We start from the raw sequence: 18,581 nt of genomic DNA, 5'->3' as shown, positions 1-18,581 counted from the left end.
GAACTCGACAGCCGCGACTTCCTGCCCGGTGTCACCGATGTGGGCGACGGCCCGTCGGCGCAGCTGTGGCCGCACCGCCACGGCACCGACGCCATGTTCCTGGCCACGTTCCGCAAGAAGTAGCCCGCGACAAACGACGGCGCCGCTCCCGTATTCGGGGGCGGCGCCGTTCCATTCGTCCAAGCAGGTGGGTTCTTCGAAGGGGAGAATCGGGGGTATGGCATTGACGTGGAAGCAGGTAGTGGCCGTGGCGACGGCGCTGCCGGGTGTGGAGGAAGGCACCTGGTGGCGCAGTCCGGGCCTGAACGTCGGCGGCAAGAGCTTCGCCCGGTTACGCGACGAGGCCGAAGGCGGCCTGGTGCTGCTGTGCGAGCCCGCGGAGAAGGAGGCGCTGCTGGCCTCGGGCGATCCGAGTTTCTACACGACCCCGCACTACGACGGGCACCCGTACATTCTCATCGACCTCGATGTAGTCGACCCGAAACAGCTCACCGAACTCATCGATGCCGCGTGGTGGTTGCGCGCACCCGCGAAACTGCGGCGTGCCAGGCAGGGCGGTTAGGACGTCGTTGTCCCGTCCGCGATGGTCAGTCCCGTTCGGACAACTCGCGCAGGCGCGCAAGGGTTTTCGCGAGAATACGCGAGACGTGCATCTGTGAGATCCCCAGCTGGGTGGCGATCTGGGTCTGGGTCATCGACTCGAAGAACCGCATCGTGAGGATGCGCCGTTCGCGTTCGGGCAGGCCCGCCAGCAGCGGCCGCACCGCGATGTACTCCTCGACCCGGTCGAACTGCGATTCCTCTTCGCCGAGCGTGTCCAGCAGCGACGCGTCGCTGTCGCGCCCGATCGACGCGGCGTCGATCGAGGTCGGCTGATACGCGTTGCCCGCGATCACCGCCTGGGTCACCTCGTCGGGATCCACATCGAGCTCGGCCGCGATCTCCTTGGCGGTGGGGGAGCGCCCCAGCCGCTGCGACAACTGATCCACCGCCGCGCCGATGCGCAGATGAGTCTCCTTGACCCGCCGCGGAACTCGCATGGCCCAGGTGTTGTCGCGGAAGTACCGCCGCACCTCGCCCATGATCGTGGGCACCGCGAACGACAGGAAGTTCGAGCCACGGCTGAGATCGAACCGGTCCACCGCGTGGACGAGGCCGACCCGGGCCACCTGCGACAGATCGTCGAACGGCTCACCGCGCCCGCTGAACTTGCGCGCGATGTGATCGGCCAAGGGAATGCACCGGTTGATCAGCGCGTCACGCGCGACCGCGTGCGCCACACTGCCAGGCTCGGTCTCCGCCAGCCGTTCGAACAGGGCGCTGACGTCGTCATAGCCGGAAACCGGTTCGGGAGTCTCCAACTCCTCCTCGGCGGTTTCCTGCTCGACAGCGTCGGTGGCCTTCTCCGGCTCGGCGACAGGGGAGTCCGTTTTGTCGTGTTCGACGAGATCGTCCTGGTCGGTCTGGTTGTCCTCGCCGTGCACTACGCCTTCCCCCGGACCCGACGGAATCGGACCGTCGTCGGAAAACCGGACACGGTCGGGTCGAAATCGCGCTGGTCGGCGATCACTTCGTCGCACAGCGTGCGCAGCACGTGCCAGCCGAAGCTGCGTTGATCGGGCATACCCTGCGAGGCGGCGACACCGTCCACGCGCACCTGTAATTCGAAGTCACCCACGAGGAATTCGCAGGTGAGCAACGTGTCAGGTGCGGCGATCGCGATGATCGTCGAGCACACCTCGTCCACGGCCAGCCGCACGTCGGCCACCTCGTCGAGGGTGAAATCGCTCAGTAGCACCAGTGTTTCGGCCAGTCCGCGCACGATCGGCAGCTGCGTCAGCGCAGCTGCCACACGAATCTCCACCGGGGCGCCGAACGGCCCTTGTTCCGCCGAAAAATTGGTCACCTGCGCAAGGCTACCCACATCCGGGCAGGGCAATCACCATTCGGTGGCTACACTGCCCTGCTGTGTCCACTCCGACGTTCTCCCGTCCGGCAAAGCCGATGATCGCCCCGTCCATCCTGTCCGCGGACTTCGCCTACCTGGCCGCTGAAGCTGCCGCGGTCGAAGGATGCGATTGGCTCCATGTCGACGTCATGGACGGCCACTTCGTGCCCAACCTCACACTGGGTCTACCGATCGTGCAGAGCTTGCTGAAGCACACCGACATCCCCTTCGACTGCCACCTGATGATCGACGACCCGGGCCGTTGGGCCCCCAGCTACGCCGAGGCCGGTGCCTACAACGTCACCATCCACGCCGAGGCCACCGACGATCCGATCGCGGTGGCGCGCGATATCCGCGCCGCGGGCGGCCGCGCCGGACTGTCGGTGAAGCCCAACACCCCGATCGAGCCGTACCTGGAAATCCTGCGCGAGTTCGACACCCTGCTGGTGATGAGCGTGGAGCCAGGCTTCGGCGGGCAGTCGTTCATTCCCGGCGTGCTGGAGAAGGCGCGGATCGTGCGTCGCCTGGTCGACTCGGGCGAACTGCGGCTGGTGGTGGAAATCGACGGCGGCATCAACGACGACACCATCGAGCAGGCCGCGGCGGCCGGTATCGATTGCTTCGTGGCGGGCTCGGCGGTCTACAACACCGCCGATCCCGGTGCCGCCGTGCAGACATTGCGCAATCTGGCCACCGCGGCCTGGCTGCCGTAGTTCGCGAATTCGGTTACAGGGTGCGGAGTTTGCGGGTGCCCAGCGCCCGCGCCGCCTCGATGACGGCCTGCACCGGCGGCCGATGGTCGCCGGCGTCGGGTGCCTGCACCCAGGTGCGGTAGCCGGTGCGCTCGTCCTCGGGTGAGGGCAGCACGATCTGGCTGCCCGCGCACGCCACGGTGGCGTAGAGCCGGAACAGTTCGGCCGAGGCGGCGGCGGTGACCGAATCGGGTCGGCACGGGCCGGTAAGAAATGTCCAGCGCCGGGCGCGGGGATGGTCGACGACCGGGCCCGCGATCGCGGCCTCGCGCAACCGGTCCTGCACCCGTTCACCCAGATCGCTGGGCATGGTCACCGCGCCGTACGTGGTGCCGATCTGCAGCAGAATGCGGCGGGAATCGACATCGATCTTGGCCGGTAGATGTAATTCGCGCCGATAGCGCACGCACCGCATTTCCAGCGTCGTATTGATCAATGTGCTCACGCGGCACCCCCGCATCTGGCGAACTCGGTGTTACCCACAGTGTTGTCTTCCCTGTTGTGGTGACTATCCCTGGGGCTTACTCCCGGTGGCCGCACTGCCCCGGGCGATGGTCGTGACAACCTGCTGTTCCAGGCCCTGACATCTGGTTGAACGGCAGGAATCGTCGACGTAACAATATTGCGTCAATGGTGTGGCAGGCGCAAGCATTCCACTCACCGTGTTTCCAGTTCGTAATGCCGGGTAATACAAGGTTAAGACTGCCCGATGAATACCGGGGACCGGTTCGTGAAAATGGGGATAATCCACAACCGCCGAATTGATTAACGGCGGGGCTGCGTCATGTCGACACACCTTTGTGCCCGCATCGATGCGCGACCGTTCGCTTCCGGTGACCCACTGCTGCCCGCGGTCTGGTTCGGCCCCCGCCCTGTGCTCACCGACCGCGCTACTAGGCTGTGCGACGAGCTGGGCGACCGCGTGGGAATAGCGGCCGCGCACCTGCTGTTGGGCCCGGTGTACGACAAGCGGGCACGGAAATGACGCGACAAGGGAGTCAGGCATGTTCACAGGGATCGTCGAGGAGCTCGGCGAGATCGTGGCCACCGAAGCGCTGACCGACGCCGCCCGGTTGACCATCCGCGGCAAGCTGGTGACTTCCGATGCCGGACACGGTGATTCGATCGCGGTCAACGGCGTGTGCCTGACCGTGGTGGATGTCGTCGACGGCGACAGCTTCACCGTCGACGTCATGGACGAGACGTTGAAGCGCTCCAGCATCGGCGCGCTGGTGGCCGGTTCGCCGGTCAACCTCGAACGCGCGGCCGCGCTGAACAGTCGCCTGGGTGGACACCTGGTGCAGGGTCACGTCGACGGCACCGGCACCGTGTTGCGCCGCACGCCGTCGGAGAACTGGGAGATCGTGCGCATCTCCCTGCCCGACGCCATCGCCCGCTACGTCGTGGAGAAGGGCTCGATCACCGTCGACGGCGTGTCGCTGACCGTCTCGGCGCTGGGCATCGACGACGAACCCGCCCTCGACGGTTCACGCGACTGGTTCGAAGTCTCCCTGATCCCCACCACCTTGGCCCTGACCGTGTTGGGCACCGCCCCCGTCGGCGCCACGGTCAACCTCGAGGTAGACGTCATCGCGAAGTACGTAGAACGCCTCGCCCAACGAGGCTGACACCGCCCGACGCTAATGTAGGAAGTCATTGCCATCCCCCTGGCAGTTTCTCGGCCGCCTTGATCTGGACTGACCAGAGGGTGTGACGAAGGAGCACCCGCCGGGAGGGAAGATCGAGGCTTCCAGGCCGAGAAACCCGCGGCACCAGCCGCCAAGAATACGGAGCAAGCAGACGTGACCAGGTTGGACAGCATCGAGCGCGCGGTCGCCGATATCGCGGCCGGCAAGGCTGTTGTCGTCATCGATGACGAGGACCGCGAAAACGAGGGCGACCTCATCTTCGCCGCCGAGAAGGCCACGCCGGAGCTGGTCGCGTTCATGATCCGGTACACCTCCGGCTACATCTGCGTGCCGTTGACCGCCGACGACTGCGATCGCCTTGGCCTGCCGCCCGCGTACGCGATGAACCAGGACAAGCACGGCACCGCCTACACGGTGTCGGTGGACGCGCGCGAGGGCATCACCACCGGCATCTCCGGCGCCGACCGGGCCGTGACCATGCGCCTGCTGGCCAGCGCGCAGGCCAAGGCCGACGAGTTCACCCGCCCCGGCCACGTGGTGCCGTTGCGCGCCAAGGACGGCGGCGTGCTGCGTCGCCCCGGCCACACCGAGGCTGCGGTGGACCTGGCGCGGATGGCGGGGTTGCGTCCGGCGGGCGTGATCTGCGAGATCGTGAGCCAGAAGGACGACGGGCACATGGCCCGCACCGACGAGCTGCGCGTGTTCGCCGACGAGCACGACCTGGCGATGATCTCGATCGCGGACATGATCGCCTGGCGGCGCAAGCACGAGAAGCATGTCGTGCGGGTGGCCGAGGCGCGCATCCCGACCGCGCACGGCGACTTCAAGGCCGTGGGCTACCAGAGCATCTTCGACGAGGCCGAGCATGTCGCGCTGGTGCGCGGTGACATCGGCGACGGCGAGGACGTGTTGGTGCGCGTGCACTCGGAGTGCCTGACCGGCGACGTGTTCGGTTCACTGCGCTGCGACTGCGGCCCCCAGCTCGACGCCGCCCTGGACATGGTCGACCAGGAGGGTCGCGGGGTGGTGCTCTACATGCGCGGACACGAAGGTCGCGGCATCGGCCTGATGCACAAGCTGCAGGCCTACCAGCTGCAGGACAGCGGCCGCGACACCGTCGACGCCAACCTCGACCTCGGCCTGCCCGCCGACGCCCGCGACTACGGCACCGGGGCGCAGATCCTGGTCGACCTCGGGATCCGTTCGATGCGACTGCTGACCAACAACCCGGCCAAGCGGGTGGGTTTGGACGGGTACGGTCTCGCGATCACCGAGCGGGTGCCGATGCCGTTGCGCGCCAACGCCGAGAACCTGCACTACCTGCGCACCAAGCGGGATCGGATGGGGCACGTGTTGGTGGGCCTGGACGATCTGGACCTGGGCGAAACCGCGCAGTGATCACTACTTTCGAAAGGCGGCAACGATGAGCGGCACCGGTGTTCCCACCTTCGCCCTGGCGCAGGCCAAGGACGTCAAACTCGGCATCGTCGCCTCGCGCTGGCACACCGAAATCTGCGACACGCTGGTGGCCAATGCCGAGCGGGTGGCCAAGGAAGCCGGCGTCGAGCACGTGACCGTGGTGCGCTGTGCCGGTGCGATGGAGTTGCCGGTGGTGGCTCAGGAGCTGGCCCGCACGCATGATGCCGTTGTCGCGCTGGGTGTGGTAATCCGTGGTGGCACACCGCATTTCGAGTATGTGTGTGATGCGGTGACGGCCGGGCTGACCCGGGTGTCGCTGGATGCGGCCACGCCCGTCACCAACGGTGTGCTCACCACCAACGACGAAGAGCAGGCGCGGGATCGGGCCGGGCTGCCCGGTTCGGCGGAGGACAAGGGCGAGCAGGCCTGTGCCGCCGCGCTGGATGCCGCGCTCACCTTGCGCGCGCTGCGATCGGTGTGACCGTGCCGGTGGTGCGCACGTGGCGTCGCGGGGCACCCGAGCCCGATCCGGGCTGGGAATTCGAGGTGCGTGCGCGTCGCTCGACCCGCACCGCCATCGTGGTCGCGGTGGTCATCGCCCTCGCGTTCACCGCGGGCGGATTGGTGTTGCGGACCGGGTCGACCGGGGTGAACTTCCGGGTCGCCGACCAGGTCGCGATGATCCTGATCGGCGTGGTCGGCGCCTGCGCGGTGCTGATGCTGACCCGTCCGCGGGTGCGCGCGGGCAGTCGCGGTGTGGCGGTGCGCAACATCCTGGGCGAGCACGTGTACCCGTGGGACTACATCCGCGGCGCGTCCTTCCCCGACGGCAAGTCCTGGGCCCGCCTGGAACTGGCCGACGACGACTACGTCCCGATGCTGGCGATCCGCGCCAACGACAAGGCGCACGCCGCCGACGCGATCGAACGCGTTCGCGAACTGGGCGCCCACTACGCGCCGCGGAACTGAGGCTTCTCAGCGGGTATCGCCGAGGACCGCTCCCTCTCGGCGCGGATCGGCACCGCCGACCCAGCCGTCCTTACCGTCGCGTTGTAATGCGCTGAGCCCGCTGGACTGTGGTGCCACCGATACCTGGTGTCCCATCGCGCGTAATTTCTGCACGAGCGGATCGTGGTCGCCGTTGTCGGTGGCGTTGATGTCGGGATGCTCGCCGCCCACGCCGGTGACCGGCGTATTGCCCGCACCGAACGACACTCCCGATACCGCCTGCTGTGGGTCGAGGCCCCAATCCAGCACGTTGACAAGGGTTTTCACCACGAACTGGATGATCACCGAACCGCCCGGCGAACCGGTGACCAGCTTCAGGTCCCCGCGGTCGCCCTTGTCGTCACGGTCGAACACCAGTGTCGGGGCCATCGAACTGCGCGGCCGTTTGTTGGGCTGCAGGCGGTTGGCCACCGGGGTGCCGTCGGGATCGAGCGGGTCGGCGGCGAAGTCGGTGAGCTGGTTGTTGAGCACGAAACCGTCCACCAGGTGGAACGAACCGAACGCCGATTCGACGGTCGTGGTCATCGCCGCGGCATTGCCGTACTTGTCGACCACGGAGATGTGGCTGGTGCCGTGCTCGGGCGGCTGCGGACCGTTGCCCAGCGGAACCGGGCCGAGGTTGCCCGGCTGGGCGGTGCCCATGCTGCGCTGCGGGTCGATCAGCGTGGAACGTTCCTTCAGGTACTGCGGGTGCACCAGCGAGAGCGCCGAATTGCCCGGCAGCGGAACGAAATCCGGGTCCGCGACATACTTGTTGCGATCGGCATAGGCCAACCGCTCCGCCTCGGAGATCAGGTGCACCGCCTGCGCGTCGGGGCGCCCACCGTTGGGGTCCAGTTCCTGGGGGCGTAGCGCGGGGAGGTCGAAGTTGGCCAGAATACCCAGTGTCGCGGCCACGGTACTGCCACCCGATGACGGCGCCGGCATCCCGCACAGCTCGAACTTGCGATACCCGGTGCACAGCGCGCTGCGCTTCTTGGCCTGGTAATTCGCGAGGTCGGTGGTGGTCAGCTGGCTCGGAGTACGCCCACCCGCGGTACTGCCTGCCGCTTCGACGATGTCCTGGGCGATGGCGCCGCTGTAGAAGGCGTTGGCGCCGTCGGTCGCGATCGCCGACAGTGTTTTCGCCAGACCGGGATTGGTGAGCACCGTGCCCGACTTCTTGGGCGAGCCATCGGCTTCCAGGAAATAGGCACGTGCCGCTTCGTCGGCGGCCAAACTCTTCGCCGATTCCGCGATCTGCCCGGCCAGGCGCGGGCTGATCTGGAACCCGGTGTCGGACAAGCTGATCGCGGGGTCGAACAGTTCCTTCCACGCGCTGCGCCCGTGCTCCTGATGGGCCAGCTCTAGCATCCGCAGGACTCCAGGCACGCCGATCGAGCGTCCGCTGGCCCGGGTGTTGGGCGCGGGCTCGGTGCGGTCGGTGTCGCTGACCCAGCGCAGGTAGTTCTCGGTCGCCGCGGCAGGCGCGGTCTCGCGGCCGTCATAGGTGTCGACCGTGCGCGATGCCGCGTCGTAGTGCACCAGGAACGCACCGCCGCCGATCCCCGACGCCTGCGGTTCGACCAGGCCCAGCACCGCCTGTGCGGTGACCAGCGCGTCGGTGGCCGTGCCGCCCGCGCGCAGCACCCGGCACGCGGCCTCGGTGGCGATCGGATTGGCCGTGGACACCGCGTAGGTGCTGGTGCGCACCGCCGTCATATCCGAGCGGTAGCCCGACGCGATCTCGGGATTGATACTGAGATTCTGCGAAGTCGGCGCACCCCCACCGGTCGCGGGCGCCGCGGACACCGGAGTGCCGTCGGTCGTGCTCGTGCATTCCGATGCGGTCTTCTCCTCGGAAGAACAGCCGGTCAGCACCCCCACCGCGAGCACTGCGGCCGTCGTGGCCCCGATCCACGTCCGTCGCCTTGGCGTCATCTCAGCAGCGTAACGCGCGGGTCCGACACAGTTCGATCCTTTTCGCGAAGCGAACATTATGTGCAGCGGTCGACGCCTCGATGGCGGGCACGCGAATCTTGGGTCCCACGACCGATTTCCGCCAGGCGCACCCCACCCCGCTGGTTACCCTGGCTGACATGGATATCGACGCGGTGCTTTTCGACTACTCCGGCACGGTCTTCCGACTGGAGGACGACACGGCCTGGGCCGACGAACTCGTCGGCGACGACGGTGCCGAGTTCGACGTGGCGGCCAAAGCCGAGGTGATGCGCCGGATGACGGCGCCGGTGGAACAGTTCATGACCTTCGACGCGGCAGGCCAACACGCGTGGGACCACCGCGATCTCGACCCCGCCCTGCACCGCCACGCCTACCTCGAGGTGCTGCGCGGCTCGGGCCTGCCCGACACACAGGCCGCGCGCCTCTATGAACGCCTCATCGACCCACTCAACTGGACCCCGTACCCCGACACCGGCGCGGTCCTGGAATCCCTTGCCGCCCAAGGTATTCCCATCGGCATCGTCAGCAATATCGCCTTCGACATCCGCCCCGCCTTCGACAAGCACGGCTGGACCGACCTGATCGGCGCCATGACCCTGTCCTACGAAGTAGGCGCCATCAAACCCAACCCCGACATCTTCCGCGACGCCACCGATCGCCTCGGCGTAGACCCCGAACGAGTCCTCATGATCGGCGACAGCCTCGAAGCCGACGGCGGCGCAACAACTCTGGGCGCCCGCTTCGCCCTGGTCCATGCCCTCCCGACCGTCGAACGCCCCCGTGCCCTCATCGACGCCCTCGCCGAACACGGCATCGATACGTCCCGCTGACCTGATGTCCAGCCCCTCGGACCGTCGATCGACGCGCTCGATCAGCGCGCACGCGTGAACCACTCCTGCGCAGACTTCCTCGCCAAAAGAACGGCGATGGCGGCTCCTGCCACCATGCCGAGCGGTCCGGGCGGGGCGGGCATCGCGATCGATCCGGCCCCGCACAGCGCCTCCAGACACGCGACGCCGATGGTGCAGCCGCGAACTCCATTCGCCCCGCTGGTGAACCCGAACGCGAGAATCGCCAGGAACAGGAATGGTAGGAACCCCGCAATCGCGGCTCCGGCAGTTTCTGGCCGGTCGGTGACGATAAGCGCGGTGACCAGCACGATGCCGAGACCGCCGCCGATCCAGCAGATCACCTGTGCGGCACGGACATTGCCGGGCATCCGTACACGGTGCAGTCCCGCGACATCGTCGTGTCCGCTAGGGACTGCGGCGTACCTTGGGTTGTGGGCAGCTCCGCCGAGATACTGCGCCGCGGCCTCGGGATATCCGGGATCGCCGGGGTACGTGAGATAGCTGCCATCGTGCGTCCGCCGGGTGGCGGAGTACGGTGCGGCAGGCCGACCGAACGGCGGCACGGAGGGTTCGATCGACGCGGAAATCGGTACGGCGGGGTGGTGTTCGGGGCCGGTCACGGCTGTCCTCTCCGAATGAATCATCGGGGGTGACAACACGGACGATTCCGTACCCCCGACGATATTCAAGATCACCGTGGGGGCTCATCGACGTGCGGGGTCAGCGAGTGCGGGTGAACCAGACCTTCGCAGATGGGCGAAGCAGCATCCCGGCGACCGCACCATTGGCCACGACCCCGACCACGCCAGGCGGCAGACCGGTGAGAATGCCGGTCGACGACACCACGCACGCCAGCACCGCGACAGCGATCGTCACCTGGCGCACCGTATCGGTGCCGCGCCCGAACAGCAGCACCAGCGGGATCAGAGCGAATGACGGTAGATAGCCGGCGATCAGCGCGCCCAATGAGCCGCCGAGTGCGACGGTGATCACGATCAGCACGACCCCGACGGCGGCAGCGACGGCGGCGATCAATCGCGCGCCGCGTACGGCCGCGGGCATGACGCCCTGCGGGGTGGCCTCGTCGTCGTACAGGTCATCACCTGTTCGCGGCAGGGCTGCAGCGTCGGTCATCGCACGTCCTTTCGGGCACAGAATCCGAGCACTCACGCTACACAGGCGAGCTCGCCGGTCTCGGTTCGGTCAGCCGTCGCCCGCAGCGCAGGTGACCGACGCCCCAATCATCGTGGCCGACCCGCTCAGCGGTGCGAACCTGTCGGCCCCCCTCGCTAGTCTGGACAGGTGGCAGATCCCGCGATGTACCGGCCGGCGCCGGGCACGATTCCCGTCGAACCCGGTGTGTACAAGTTCCGGGACGTGCACGGGCGGGTCATCTATGTCGGGAAGGCCAAGAGTCTGCGGAGTCGGTTGAACTCCTACTTCGCGGATCTGACCTCGTTGCATCAGCGCACCGCGCAGATGGTGTCCACTGCCGCCTCGGTGGAGTGGACCGTGGTGTCCACCGAGGTGGAGGCGTTGCAGCTCGAGTACAACTGGATCAAGGAATTCGATCCGCGGTTCAATGTGCGGTACCGCGACGACAAGACCTATCCGGTGCTGGCGGTGACCCTCAATGAGGAGTATCCGCGGCTGTTCGTCTATCGCGGTGCCCGTAAGAAGGGTGTGCGGTACTTCGGTCCGTATGCCCATGCGTGGGCCATTCGCGAGACCTTGGATCTGCTGCTGCGGGTGTTCCCGGCGCGCACCTGCTCCAACGGAGTGTTCAAGCGGCACAACCAGATCGGGCGTCCGTGCCTGCTCGGCTACATCGACAAGTGTTCCGCGCCGTGCGTGGGCCGGGTCAGTGCCGACGAGCACCGCCGGATCGTCGACGAGTTCTGTGACTTCCTGTCCGGCAAGACCGACAAGATGGTGCGCGCGCTGGAACGTCGCATGCACGCCGCCGCCGAAGAGCTCGACTTCGAGAACGCCGCCCGCCTGCGCGACGACGCCGGGGCGCTGCGCCGCGCACTCGAGAAACAGGCCGTGGTCCTGGGCTCGGGCACCGACGCAGATGTGATCGCCTTCGCCACCGACGAGCTCGAGGCCGCGGTCCAGATCTTCCATGTGCGCGACGGGCGCGTGCGCGGCCAGCGCGGCTGGGTCGTGGACAAATCCGGCGATGCCCTCGATGTCGCCGAATCGGGCACCGAACTGGCGGCATTGGTCGAACAGTTCCTCACCCAGTTCTACGGCGAACAGTCCGCCATGGCCGACCAGAACGGCGACGCCGCCATCGTGGTCCCGCGCGAAGTGCTCGTCCCGGAACTGCCCGCCGATGCCGAGGAGATCGGCCAGTGGCTCAGCGACATGCGCGGCTCCGCGGTCTCGCTGCGCATCCCGCAGCGCGGCGACAAGAAGGCCTTGGCCGAGACGGTTCAGCGCAACGCCGCCGAGGCGCTGGCCCAGCACAAACTGCGCCGCGCCGGTGACCTCACCTCGAGATCGCAAGCGCTGCAAGACATTCAGGAAGCACTCGAACTCGACAGCGCCCCGTTGCGCATCGAATGCGTCGACATCAGCCACGTCCAGGGCACCGATGTGGTCGCCTCGCTGGTGGTGTTCGAAGACGGGCTGGCCCGCAAGTCCGACTACCGCCACTACGCCATCAAGGAAGCCGCGGGCGACGGCCGCTCCGACGACGTGGGCAGCATCGCCGAAGTCACCCGCCGCCGCTTCGCCCGTCTGGCCCGCGACCGCGAACAACCCGTCGAGATCGAACCCGACGAGGGCGACGAACCCACTTCGCGCCCCGGCATCGACCCCACCACCGGCCGCCCGCGCCGCTTCGCCTACCCGCCCAACCTCTACGTCGTCGACGGCGGCGCACCCCAGGTCGCCGCCGCCGCAGGCGTGCTCGACGAACTGGGCATCACCGATGTCGCGGTCATCGGCCTGGCCAAACGCCTGGAAGAGGTCTGGGTCCCCGGCGAGCCCGACCCGGTGATCATGCCGCGCAACAGCGAGGCCCTGTTCCTACTGCAACGCGTGCGCGACGAGGCTCACCGCTTCGCCATCACCTTCCACCGCAGCAAACGCTCCCGCCGGATGACAGCGTCGGCGCTGGACTCGGTGCCGGGCCTGGGCGAAACCAGACGCACCGCGCTGGTCACCCACTTCGGATCGGTGGCCAAGATCAAGAACGCGACCGTCGAGGAAATCACCACGGTGCCAGGAATCGGCGTCTCGACCGCGAAAGCAGTACTCGCGGCACTGAACGGTTCGCAGCCGGAGCTGACCAGCGCAGAGCCTGCGCCGAGCAGCCCGCAGCCGGGGCCGGACAGCGTAGAGCCGTCGCCGAACACCTCACAGCTGGCGCTGAACAGCGCAGAGCCCGCGCCGAACAGCCCGGAGCCGGGGCCGAACACCTCATAACCGCGAGCTGCGCGGATCGCAGGACGCAACATTGCGTGTGCCGTACGTTGTGTGTCTGCGCCCGATACCCGAACCGGTGCGGGATGATCGAAAGGCACCCAGAAACGGATCCGGTAGGAAATGACACGCGTCGAATCGAATAACAAGGCGGGGGCGGCTCCCGGCAAGTCCGGGACGGCAACCGACACACAGCAACCCGTAGAAGTGGTCATCGTCACCGGCTTGTCCGGCGCGGGCCGCGGCACTGCCGCGCGCGTGCTCGAGGATCTGGGCTGGTACGTCACCGACAACCTGCCCCCCGAGCTGATCGGGCGCATGATCGAGCTGGGCGCCGCGGCCGACCCGCCGATCCGGCGACTCGCCCTGGTCATGGACGTGCGCAGCCGGTTCTTCACCGGCGAGCTGTCCGGTGTCACCGAGCAGCTGCGCGCCGCGGGCATTCGCACCAGAGTGCTGTTCCTGGAAGCTTCCGACGACGTGCTGATCCGGCGATTCGGTTTCGCGCGGCGCCGTCATCCGCTGCAGAGCGACAGCCCCGACGGCACCCTGTCGGCCGGTCTGACCGCCGAACGAGCCAGGCTCGCCCCGGTCAAAGGCGCCGCCGACCTGGTCATCGACACCACCGCGCTGTCGATCCACCAGTTGCACCGCAAACTGGAAGAGGCCTACGGTGCGGGCGCGCCAGCCGCACTGCAGCTGACCGTGCAGTCGTTCGGCTTCAAGTACGGTGTTCCCCTCGACGCCGACATGGTGTTGGACGTGCGATTCCTGCCCAACCCGCATTGGATTCCGGAACTGCGGGAACACACCGGGCAGGAGTCGGTGGTCAGCGACTACGTGCTGTCCAGGCCGGGCGCACAGGACTACCTGCGCACCGGCACACACCTGGTCGACCTGACCACGACCGGATACCGGCAAGAGGGGAAGCGATACATGACCGTGGCAGTGGGGTGCACCGGCGGCAAGCATCGCAGCGTCGCCATCGCCGAGGCACTTGGCACGCGCATCGGCGCCGACACCGAGCACACCGCGGTGGACGTCGTGCGCGTTGTGCACCGGGACCTGGGGCGCGAATGAACGGCAGCGACACCGAACCGGCCGTGGTGGCGCTGGGCGGCGGACACGGGCTGTACGCGACGCTGACGGCGCTGCGCAGGCTGACCACGCGGATCACCGCCGTGGTCACCGTCGCCGACGACGGCGGGTCGTCGGGCCGACTACGCGCCGAACTGGGCATGCTGCCGCCCGGCGATCTACGGATGGCGCTGGCGGCGCTGTCCGAGGACGCCGACGGCATCTGGACCACCACCGTGCAACACCGCTTCGGCGGCACGGGCGCGCTGGCCGGGCACTCGGTGGGCAATCTGATCCTGGCCGGGCTCACCGATGTGCTGGGTGACCCGGTGGCGGCGCTGGACGAAGTGGGCCGCCTGCTGCGGATCACCGGCCGGGTGCTGCCGATGTCGCCGATTCCGTTGGACATCGAAGCGGAAGTGTCAGGGCTGGAATCGGATCCGCGGATCGGCCGGTGTGTGCGCGGTCAGGTTGCGGTGGCGACCACGCCGGGTAATGTCCGGCGGGTGCGGCTGATTCCGTCCGATCCGCCCGCCAGCCCCGACGCGACCGCGGCCATCGAACGCGCGGATGTTGTTGTGCTGGGCCCGGGTTCGTGGTTCACCAGTGTCATTCCGCATGTGCTGGTGCCGCAATTGCACGAGGCGCTGGTGCGCACGCACGCCCGGAAAGTGCTGGTGTTGAATCTCGCCGCGGAGCCGGGGGAGACGGCCGGCTTTTCCGCGGAGCGTCATCTGCATGTATTGTCCCAGCACGCACCGGATTTCGCGGTCGATGACGTACTGGTCGACTCGGCGTCGGTACCGCAGGGGCGGCAACGGGAACATGTGGCAAGAGCCGCCGAACAGTTGCGTGCACGGGTAACGTTCTGCGATGTCGCCGAAACGGGAACGGATCGGCACCATCGGGGAAAGCTTGCCGCCGCGCTGGATCAACTGATCCGGTCGCCGCGGTCGCAACTGGCTGGGCTTCGAGTCGATGGACGGCACAGTGCCTCAGATGCGCACAGTGTTGCAGAACAGCGTTCGGGGTCGGTGGGAAAGGAGCGCGTCTCGTGGCGATGACAGCCGAGGTCAAGGACGAGCTGAGCAGGCTCGTGGTGTCGCAGGTCAGTTCGCGGAAAGCGGAGCTGTCGGCCCTGCTGCGGTTTGCGGGCGGTCTGCACATCGTGGGGGGCAGGGTGATCGTGGAAGCCGAGGTGGACATGGGGTCCATCGCCCGCCGCCTGCGCAGAGAGATTTTCGAGCTGTACGGATACGGCTCCGACGTGCACGTACTCGGGGCGGGTGGGTTGCGTAAGACCTCCCGTTACGTGGTGCGGGTGTCCAAGGAGGGCGAGGCGCTGGCCCGGCAGACCGGGTTGCTCGATGTGCGCGGACGCCCCGTGCGCGGCCTGCCCGCGCAGGTGGTCGGCGGCAGCATCGGTGACGCCGAAGCGGCGTGGCGCGGTGCGTTTCTCGCGCACGGCTCGCTCACCGAGCCGGGTCGTTCCTCGGCGCTCGAGGTGAGCTGCCCGGGTCCCGAGGCAGCACTGGCACTGGTCGGCGCGGCGCGCAGGCTTGGCATCACCGCCAAGGCACGCGAGGTGCGCGGCACCGATCGCGTGGTCGTGCGCGACGGTGAGGCGATCGGCGCCCTGCTGACCCGCATGGGCGCGCAGGACACCCGGCTCACCTGGGAAGAACGGCGGATGCGCCGCGAGGTGCGTGCCACCGCCAACCGCCTGGCCAACTTCGACGACGCGAACCTGCGTCGGTCCGCGCGCGCGGCCGTGGCGGCGGCGGCCAGGGTGGAACGGGCGTTGGAGATCCTCGCCGACGACGTGCCCGAACATCTGGCCGCGGCGGGCCGGTTACGGGTGCAGCACCGGCAGGCCTCGCTCGAGGAGCTGGGTCAGCTGGCCGAGCCGCCGATGACCAAAGACGCTGTGGCAGGCCGCATTCGACGCTTGCTGTCGATGGCCGACCGACGCGCCAAGGACCTCGGCATTCCCGACACCGAGTCCGCGGTCACCGCGGAGCTGCTCGACGACGCGTAGGCGGGTGCCGCACCGAAAGGTGCGGCCGATCAGACGATTCGAGTGACGAATCAGACTATTGGGGCAGAGCGGTCATACGTGACCGCTCTGCCCTTTATTCTGGGTTTTCCCGGAAGCGTGGGGCCCGGGTCGTCATAAATCGCAGGTGGCTGTCGGTGGGCTACCGGCGGCCACTACTGTGGTTGAGGTCGGAATTGAATCCGCTTGAAAGCTGAGGAGCGATAACGTGACTGTCCGGGTAGGTATCAACGGCTTCGGTCGTATCGGACGTAATTTCTTCCGTGCGGTGGAGGCCTTGAAGGCTGTCGGCGAGACCGATATCGAGATCGTCGCGGTCAACGACCTCACCGACATCAACACTCTCGCCACCCTGCTGAAGTACGACTCGATCCTGGGTCGTCTGCCGCAGAACGTCTCGGTCGAGGGCGACACCATCGTGGTCGGCGAGCAGCGCATCAAGGCGCTCGCGATCAAGGAAGGCCCTTCGGCACTGCCGTGGGCCGAGCTGGGTGTCGACGTCGTCGTCGAGTCCACCGGCATCTTCACCGCCGCAGAGAAGGCCAAGGGTCACCTGTCCGCGGGTGCCAAGAAGGTCATCATCTCCGCGCCTGCCACCGGCGACGACATCACCATCGTGATGGGCGTCAACGATGACAAGTACGACGGCAGCCAGAACATCATCTCCAACGCGTCGTGCACCACGAACTGCCTCGGCCCCGTGGCCAAGGTGCTCAACGACTCGTTCGGCATCGTGAACGGTCTGATGACCACCGTGCACGCGTACACCCAGGACCAGAACCTGCAGGACGCGCCGCACAAGGACCTGCGTCGCGCCCGCGCCGCGGCCCTGAACATCGTGCCCACCGGCACCGGTGCGGCGAAGGCCATCGGCCTGGTGCTGCCCGAACTGCAGGGCAAGCTCGACGGCTACGCGCTGCGCGTTCCGGTCCCGACCGGCTCGGTCGTCGACCTCACCGCGACCCTGGCCAAGACGGCCACCGTCGAGGAGATCAACGCCGCGATGAAGGCCGCTGCCGAAGGTCCGATGAAGGGCATCCTCAAGTACAACGAGGACCCGATCGTGTCCAGCGACATCGTCACCGACCCGCACTCCTCGATCTACGACGCGCCGCTGACCAAGGTCATCGACAACCAGGTCAAGGTCGTGTCCTGGTACGACAACGAGTGGGGCTACTCCAACCGCCTGGCCAACCTGGTCGATCTCGTCGGCAAGTCGCTCTGACCGTCATGACAGTTCAGACACTGCAGGACCTGCTGGCCGAGGGTGTCGAAGGTCGGGGCGTGCTCGTGCGCTCCGACCTGAACGTCCCCCTCGACGACAACGGTCAGATCACCGACCCGGGCCGCATCATCGCCTCGGTCCCGACCATCAAGGCGCTGGTCGACGCCGGCGCCAAGGTGGTCGTGATGGCACACCTGGGCCGCCCCAAGGGTGAGCCCGACGCCAAGTTCTCGCTCGCCCCCGTGGCCGCGAAGCTGGCCGAGCTGCTGGGCCGCAACGTGCAGCTCGCCGGTGACGTGGTGGGCTACGACGCGCTGTCGCGCTCGGAAGGCCTCACCGACGGCGACGTGCTGCTGCTCGAGAACGTGCGCTTCGACCCGCGCGAGACCAGCAAGGACGAGGCGGAGCGGGCCAAGTTGGCCGCGGCGTTCGTCGAGCTGGTCGGCGACGACGGTGCGTTCGTGTCCGACGGTTTCGGTGTGGTGCACCGCAAGCAGGCGTCGGTCTACGACGTGGCGAAGGTGCTGCCGCACTACGCGGGCACGCTGGTCGCCGCCGAGGTCGAGGTGCTGCAGAAGCTCACCCAGGATCCGGCCCGCCCGTACGCGGTCGTGTTGGGCGGTTCGAAGGTCTCGGACAAGCTCGCTGTCATCGAGGCGCTGGCCCCCAAGGTCGACACCCTGGTGATCGGCGGCGGCATGTGCTTCACCTTCCTTGCCGCGCAAGGGCTTCCGGTCGGTGGCTCGCTGCTGCAGGCCGAGATGATCGACACCTGCAAGGACCTGCTCGAGCGCTTCGGCGACGTGCTGCACCTGCCGGTCGACATCGTGGTGGCCGACAAGTTCGCGCCCGACGCGGACTCCAAGACCGTCGCGTCCACCGAGATCCCCGACGGCTGGCTGGGCCTGGACATCGGCCCCGAGTCGGTGGCCCGGTTCTCCGCGCTGCTCACCGAAGCCAAGACGGTGTTCTGGAACGGCCCGATGGGCGTGTTCGAGTTCGAGAAGTTCGCCGCGGGCACCCGTGGCGTCGCCGAAGCCATCGTGACCGCCACCGCCAAGGGTGCGTTCACGGTCGTCGGCGGCGGTGACTCCGCGGCCGCGGTGCGCACGCTGGGCCTGCCCGATGACGGGTTCTCGCACATCTCCACCGGTGGTGGCGCTTCCCTGGAATACCTGGAAGGCAAAGAGCTGCCCGGTATTTCGGTGCTGGAGGGCTGAGCG

General features: G+C 67.6%; 20 protein-coding genes. 14 read left to right on the top strand and 6 right to left on the bottom strand.

What is annotated here, in order from left to right:
* The first annotated feature begins 217 nt into the window (after window positions 1-217).
* Complete coding sequence (locus ACFWU5_RS25400; RefSeq protein ID WP_379242209.1) at window positions 218-562, top strand: MmcQ/YjbR family DNA-binding protein; 345 nt, start codon at window positions 218-220, stop codon at window positions 560-562.
* Window positions 563-587: 25 nt separating this feature from the next.
* Here ACFWU5_RS25400 and ACFWU5_RS25395 read toward each other — a convergent pair whose 3' ends face one another.
* Both ACFWU5_RS25395 and ACFWU5_RS25390 read right to left on the bottom strand, forming a co-directional pair.
* Complete coding sequence (locus ACFWU5_RS25395) at window positions 588-1,361, bottom strand: RNA polymerase sigma factor SigF (RefSeq protein ID WP_379242498.1); 774 nt, start codon at window positions 1,359-1,361, stop codon at window positions 588-590.
* Window positions 1,362-1,483: 122 nt separating this feature from the next.
* Window positions 1,484-1,906 (bottom strand): ATP-binding protein, encoded by a 423-nt coding sequence (locus ACFWU5_RS25390; protein ID WP_379242208.1) that lies wholly within the window; start codon window positions 1,904-1,906, stop codon window positions 1,484-1,486.
* A gap of 98 nt (window positions 1,907-2,004) precedes the next feature.
* Between ACFWU5_RS25390 and rpe the strand changes: the two genes are divergently transcribed.
* A complete protein-coding gene (gene rpe, locus ACFWU5_RS25385) occupies window positions 2,005-2,661 on the top strand; it encodes a ribulose-phosphate 3-epimerase (RefSeq protein WP_379242496.1) in 657 nt (218 codons plus the stop codon).
* 13 nt (window positions 2,662-2,674) lie between these two features.
* Here the strand turns inward: rpe and ACFWU5_RS25380 are convergent, their stop codons facing one another.
* Window positions 2,675-3,145, bottom strand: coding sequence for a hypothetical protein (locus tag ACFWU5_RS25380; protein ID WP_379242207.1), 471 nt, complete (start codon window positions 3,143-3,145; stop codon window positions 2,675-2,677).
* 339 nt (window positions 3,146-3,484) lie between these two features.
* Here ACFWU5_RS25380 and ACFWU5_RS25375 point away from each other — a divergent pair, with 339 nt between their 5' ends.
* The 5 genes from ACFWU5_RS25375 to ACFWU5_RS25355 all read left to right on the top strand — a co-directional run bounded on the left by ACFWU5_RS25375 (window position 3,485) and on the right by ACFWU5_RS25355 (window position 6,737).
* Window positions 3,485-3,685 (top strand): hypothetical protein, encoded by a 201-nt coding sequence (locus ACFWU5_RS25375; protein WP_379242206.1) that lies wholly within the window; start codon window positions 3,485-3,487, stop codon window positions 3,683-3,685.
* 19 nt (window positions 3,686-3,704) lie between these two features.
* Window positions 3,705-4,328, top strand: a complete 624-nt coding sequence (locus ACFWU5_RS25370) for a riboflavin synthase (RefSeq protein WP_379269253.1) — start codon at window positions 3,705-3,707, stop codon at window positions 4,326-4,328.
* Window positions 4,329-4,502: 174 nt separating this feature from the next.
* Window positions 4,503-5,747 (top strand): bifunctional 3,4-dihydroxy-2-butanone-4-phosphate synthase/GTP cyclohydrolase II, encoded by a 1,245-nt coding sequence (locus ACFWU5_RS25365; protein ID WP_379242204.1) that lies wholly within the window; start codon window positions 4,503-4,505, stop codon window positions 5,745-5,747.
* A 25-nt stretch (window positions 5,748-5,772) separates the two neighbouring features.
* On the top strand, window positions 5,773-6,249 hold the full coding sequence (ribH, locus tag ACFWU5_RS25360; protein ID WP_378929156.1) for a 6,7-dimethyl-8-ribityllumazine synthase: 477 nt from the start codon (window positions 5,773-5,775) through the stop codon (window positions 6,247-6,249).
* A gap of 2 nt (window positions 6,250-6,251) precedes the next feature.
* Complete coding sequence (locus ACFWU5_RS25355) at window positions 6,252-6,737, top strand: PH domain-containing protein (RefSeq protein WP_379269263.1); 486 nt, start codon at window positions 6,252-6,254, stop codon at window positions 6,735-6,737.
* A gap of 6 nt (window positions 6,738-6,743) precedes the next feature.
* Here ACFWU5_RS25355 and ggt read toward each other — a convergent pair whose 3' ends face one another.
* Window positions 6,744-8,696 (bottom strand): gamma-glutamyltransferase, encoded by a 1,953-nt coding sequence (ggt, locus tag ACFWU5_RS25350; protein WP_379269251.1) that lies wholly within the window; start codon window positions 8,694-8,696, stop codon window positions 6,744-6,746.
* Window positions 8,697-8,854: 158 nt separating this feature from the next.
* Between ggt and ACFWU5_RS25345 the strand changes: the two genes are divergently transcribed.
* Window positions 8,855-9,547, top strand: a complete 693-nt coding sequence (locus tag ACFWU5_RS25345; protein WP_379269249.1) for an HAD family hydrolase — start codon at window positions 8,855-8,857, stop codon at window positions 9,545-9,547.
* Between the two features lie 41 nt (window positions 9,548-9,588).
* On the opposite strand, the gene ACFWU5_RS25340 is transcribed toward ACFWU5_RS25345, so the two are convergent.
* The gene (locus ACFWU5_RS25340; RefSeq protein WP_379242201.1) at window positions 9,589-9,936 is read right to left on the bottom strand and encodes a hypothetical protein; all 348 of its coding nucleotides are present in this window, start codon (window positions 9,934-9,936) and stop codon (window positions 9,589-9,591) included.
* 352 nt (window positions 9,937-10,288) lie between these two features.
* Window positions 10,289-10,702, bottom strand: coding sequence for a hypothetical protein (locus ACFWU5_RS25335; RefSeq protein WP_379242200.1), 414 nt, complete (start codon window positions 10,700-10,702; stop codon window positions 10,289-10,291).
* Window positions 10,703-10,870: 168 nt separating this feature from the next.
* Between ACFWU5_RS25335 and uvrC the strand changes: the two genes are divergently transcribed.
* The 6 genes from uvrC to ACFWU5_RS25305 all read left to right on the top strand — a co-directional run bounded on the left by uvrC (window position 10,871) and on the right by ACFWU5_RS25305 (window position 18,578).
* Complete coding sequence (gene uvrC, locus ACFWU5_RS25330) at window positions 10,871-13,003, top strand: excinuclease ABC subunit UvrC (protein ID WP_379269248.1); 2,133 nt, start codon at window positions 10,871-10,873, stop codon at window positions 13,001-13,003.
* A gap of 120 nt (window positions 13,004-13,123) precedes the next feature.
* On the top strand, window positions 13,124-14,080 hold the full coding sequence (rapZ, locus tag ACFWU5_RS25325) for an RNase adapter RapZ (RefSeq protein WP_379242198.1): 957 nt from the start codon (window positions 13,124-13,126) through the stop codon (window positions 14,078-14,080).
* Complete coding sequence (gene yvcK, locus ACFWU5_RS25320) at window positions 14,077-15,141, top strand: uridine diphosphate-N-acetylglucosamine-binding protein YvcK (RefSeq protein ID WP_379269247.1); 1,065 nt, start codon at window positions 14,077-14,079, stop codon at window positions 15,139-15,141. Before rapZ ends, yvcK begins: the two co-directional genes overlap by 4 nt.
* Window positions 15,132-16,115 carry a DNA-binding protein WhiA gene (gene whiA, locus ACFWU5_RS25315; protein WP_056810477.1) on the top strand — a complete coding sequence of 328 codons (984 nt, stop codon included), beginning with the start codon at window positions 15,132-15,134 and terminating at the stop codon, window positions 16,113-16,115. The genes yvcK and whiA overlap by 10 nt, the downstream gene beginning before the upstream one ends.
* Before the next feature lie 226 nt (window positions 16,116-16,341).
* The gene (gene gap / locus ACFWU5_RS25310) at window positions 16,342-17,358 is read left to right on the top strand and encodes a type I glyceraldehyde-3-phosphate dehydrogenase (RefSeq protein WP_379242196.1); all 1,017 of its coding nucleotides are present in this window, start codon (window positions 16,342-16,344) and stop codon (window positions 17,356-17,358) included.
* Between the two features lie 5 nt (window positions 17,359-17,363).
* On the top strand, window positions 17,364-18,578 hold the full coding sequence (locus tag ACFWU5_RS25305; RefSeq protein ID WP_379242195.1) for a phosphoglycerate kinase: 1,215 nt from the start codon (window positions 17,364-17,366) through the stop codon (window positions 18,576-18,578).
* Window positions 18,579-18,581: the final 3 nt, after the last annotated feature.

The sequence above is a fragment of the Nocardia sp. NPDC058640 genome (genome assembly GCF_042716995.1).
GTDB lineage: Bacteria > Actinomycetota > Actinomycetes > Mycobacteriales > Mycobacteriaceae > Nocardia.
This window is presented reverse-complemented; position numbering and strand designations above follow the sequence as displayed.